3 protein-coding genes and 1 pseudogene are annotated in these 3,261 nt (G+C 38.2%); 1 reads left to right on the forward strand and 3 read right to left on the reverse strand.

Features of this window, described 5'->3' with window-relative positions; genetic code table 11:
• From AC1DPZ_RS24455 to AC1DPZ_RS24465, 3 genes are all read right to left on the reverse strand, one after another.
• Nucleotides 1-933: hypothetical protein (locus AC1DPZ_RS24455; RefSeq protein ID WP_477408381.1), on the reverse strand; the 933-nt coding region annotated here is incomplete at its 3' end.
• Between the two features lie 180 nt (nt 934-1,113).
• Nucleotides 1,114-2,206 (reverse strand): peptide chain release factor 2 gene (gene prfB / locus AC1DPZ_RS24460; RefSeq protein ID WP_477408383.1). Its coding sequence is split into 2 segments (ribosomal slippage): nt 1,114-2,145 and nt 2,147-2,206, totalling 1,092 coding nucleotides; the frame shifts between segments, so codons are not numbered across the junction.
• 99 nt (nt 2,207-2,305) lie between these two features.
• Nucleotides 2,306-2,743: a hypothetical protein gene (locus tag AC1DPZ_RS24465; RefSeq protein WP_477408385.1), complete on the reverse strand. Its 438-nt coding sequence runs from the start codon at nt 2,741-2,743 to the stop codon at nt 2,306-2,308.
• Nucleotides 2,744-2,995: 252 nt separating this feature from the next.
• Here AC1DPZ_RS24465 and pgi point away from each other — a divergent pair.
• A pseudogene (pgi, locus tag AC1DPZ_RS24470) lies at nt 2,996-3,261 on the forward strand (glucose-6-phosphate isomerase); the annotation flags it as partial.

Consider the following 3,261-nt stretch of genomic DNA (forward strand, 5'->3'; position numbering starts at 1 on the left):
AAATGGGATCCGCAACATTTGCTCTTCGGGCCACTTGCCAAGGTCATTTGCACGCTGGATAATTATTTCATATTTGCCGGGCCTGTTGTAAAACTTACTATCTATATCATAATAGTTTTCCCGGTTATAATACCCCATTTCGGTAGTGTCTTTTTTTCCACTTTCATTTTTAACCAGGTACACCACATAGGGTATAGTTTCATGATGTTTATAGTATAAGCGCATACTGACCACACTGTCAGCAGGAAAACTAAAATCTAAGGGCATTCCAGTGTGCTTATTAAACTTTTTAGCATACCCATGATTAAGCTTTAAATTATCCAGATCAAAATAGTCTTTTAACCGGTTAATTTCTATCCGTGTTACAAAGGGTTTAAAGTTAGGTCTCCAGTCAAACACCACCCCTTGACGTATATCGTAATTTTTGGTGTTAACCACTTCTATCAATAGTTGCTTACCCGGAGCTTTAAACTTACCCAAAAAACCATAAGGTTCAATTGCCCCATATTTTTGTTGGAGCATTGGAATTTTTGACCATGGAACTATTTCAACACTATCATTTTCAACTACATGATAGCGATAATCATCAACATTAGCTTTTGTAATACCGTACGCTATTAAAATTGCCGTTGAAGTATCTGAAATGATATAACTTGCGTACTCTTTAGAGATCGATTTTATATTTGATGAAAAAAAATCGACAAGATTGGGGTTAAGCTTTACGCCCAGCCAAATAGGGTGTTTGTCATTTATCAATTTAAAGGAATTAACCATGGCCAAATCGGTGTCTTTAACGCCATAATACGCCCCTCTGTACTCGAAGGTAAAATGATTACCAAAGGATAGGTCTTGCTTTGGTTGTGCAGATGAACGTAACGGGGAGATGAAACTAAGGATTAGCCCGGTTAACAATACCAAAATACTGTTTTTCATGATTGTGTTTAAGTTTACAATTATTATTTACATCACAAAAATGCATTTTCGGATTACCGTCGCCTATGCATAACGAGCATGCGGTAGCAAGCATTTAGAATTTGGCAATAAAATGCTATCAAACAGAAAGCGGCACTATCATAATTGATAATACCGCCTTATTTTTTAACACTGGTTATTTTAACTCTTCGGTCCGCCAAATTCCATCAGGTAGGCTTTTAAAAACTCGTTAAGCTCACCATCTAATACGGCTGCCGCGTTTGATGTTTCGTAATCGGTACGCAGGTCTTTCACCAACTTATAAGGATGCAACACATAGTTTCGGATCTGCGATCCCCACTCTATTTTCTTTTTGTTACCCTCAATAGCATTGCTGATCTCCATACGCTTACGCATTTCAATCTCGTATAATTGCGATTTCAATAAACGAATAGCATTATCCTTATTCTGCAACTGCGAGCGCGATTCCTGGTTTTTAATAATGATACCCGAAGGTTTGTGGTATAAACGCACTGCGGTTTCCACCTTGTTCACATTTTGCCCGCCTGCACCTCCCGAACGGAATGTTTCAAACTCGATATCTGCCGGGTTAATATCTATCTCGATGGTATCATCAACCAGCGGGTAAACGTATACTGATGCAAACGAGGTATGGCGCTTGGCATTTGCATCAAATGGCGAAACACGTACCAAACGGTGCACTCCATTTTCACCTTTTAAATAGCCATAGGCAAAATCGCCTTCCAGCTGCAGGGTTACAGTTTTTACACCAGCCACATCACCGGGCTGATAATCCTGCTCGGTAACTTTATAGCCATTCTTTTCGCCCCACATAATGTACATACGCATAAGCATACCTGCCCAGTCGCAACTTTCGGTACCACCGGCGCCAGCTGTAATTTGAAGTACCGCGTGAAATTGATCTTCTTCTGCCGAGAGCATGTTTTTAAATTCAAGCTCCTCAACCGCTTTTATGGCCATGTTATATTGCTCCAGCATCTCGGCTTCTGTAGCATCGCCGGCCTGGTAAAATTCAAATAGTACGCCGGTATCTTCAATTACCGCCAATACTTTTTGAAATTCATCTGTCCATACCTTTTTAACTTTGATGGAGGCCAGCACTTTTTCGGCCTCTTTTGGATGATCCCAAAAATGCGGGCCAACGGTTATTTCCTGTTCCTGATGCAGTAGCTCAAGTTTCTTGTCGATGTCAAAGATGCCTCCTCAGGGAAGCTGCTCTATCCCTTAAATCCAGAATCTGTTCTTTAGTCATGTGGCAAATATATACAATTTGATATTTGACATAAATAAAAAAGGCCTGCAAATTGTTTTATCAATCTGCAGGCCCGTTTCATAGGTAAGTGATATTATCTTAAGCCACCATCAAATCATTAACCAGCAAACTTAAGTTGGCACGGTTACCATTTAGCTTGGTGAGCATATTGGTTAAGCCAAACTCTTTAATCTGCTCGCTTTTTGACGCTTTTACAAGATCGCTCATCACATGCGGGATAAGTGACTTGGCTATGATCATGGCCTGTGCCGGATCGATATGGTAAAATGTGTTAAGCCTGTTGGCAAATCTGCTTACCATGCTTGATACCAACGAATGATTGTAAATGCCCGAAGACTGGAAATACTTAACTACGTCTTTCAACTTACCGTTTTCCATCTGCCCTTTTAATACCTCAATGATTGAACTCGAAGCCTCAATCATTACACTCTCGTGAAGCTTTACAGGGATTGCGGGATTGTTAATAACTGCCGTCCCGGCGTTATTTTTTACAAGCAAAAAAAGTTTTTCAAACATGGTCGTAAATATTTTATACTTAAATTTACAAAATGATGATAAATCAGCCATTTGATTACCAACAATACAAATATATCAAATTATTATTTGAAACTTCAAAGCATTTTGTAAATATTTTTTAAATTATCGTAATTTTTAAGTGTCAGATAAACACTATCTAAATGGTGTTCAAATAACACAAAGACAGCTTATTTAACATTTCTTATCCACCTAACAATTAACTTATTACTTTTGTTAAAAAACACATCAACTATGTTGCCAAATACCAATTTTACAACCACACAGAGCTACAAATATTTAGCTGACCATTACATTGATATTGTATCAAAAGGCTTGAAAGAATTATTCGACACTGATGATCAGCGATTTAACAAATTCTCAATCCAGTTTGAGGATATCCTGCTCGACTATTCTAAAAACCGTATTGACGATGAAACTATAGCTTTATTGATCCAATTAGCTAAGGAATGTTCAGTAAATAAGGCAATTGAAGCCATGTTTGCAGGCGAAAAAATAAA

The sequence above is a fragment of the Mucilaginibacter sp. P4_G9 genome (assembly GCF_056400985.1).

Bases quoted from the DNA above. Each gene is read 5' to 3' on its own strand.
- AC1DPZ_RS24465 (WP_477408385.1), bottom strand. From the start codon at position 2,743: ATGTTTGAAAAACTTTTTTTGCTTGTAAAAAATAACGCCGGGACGGCA.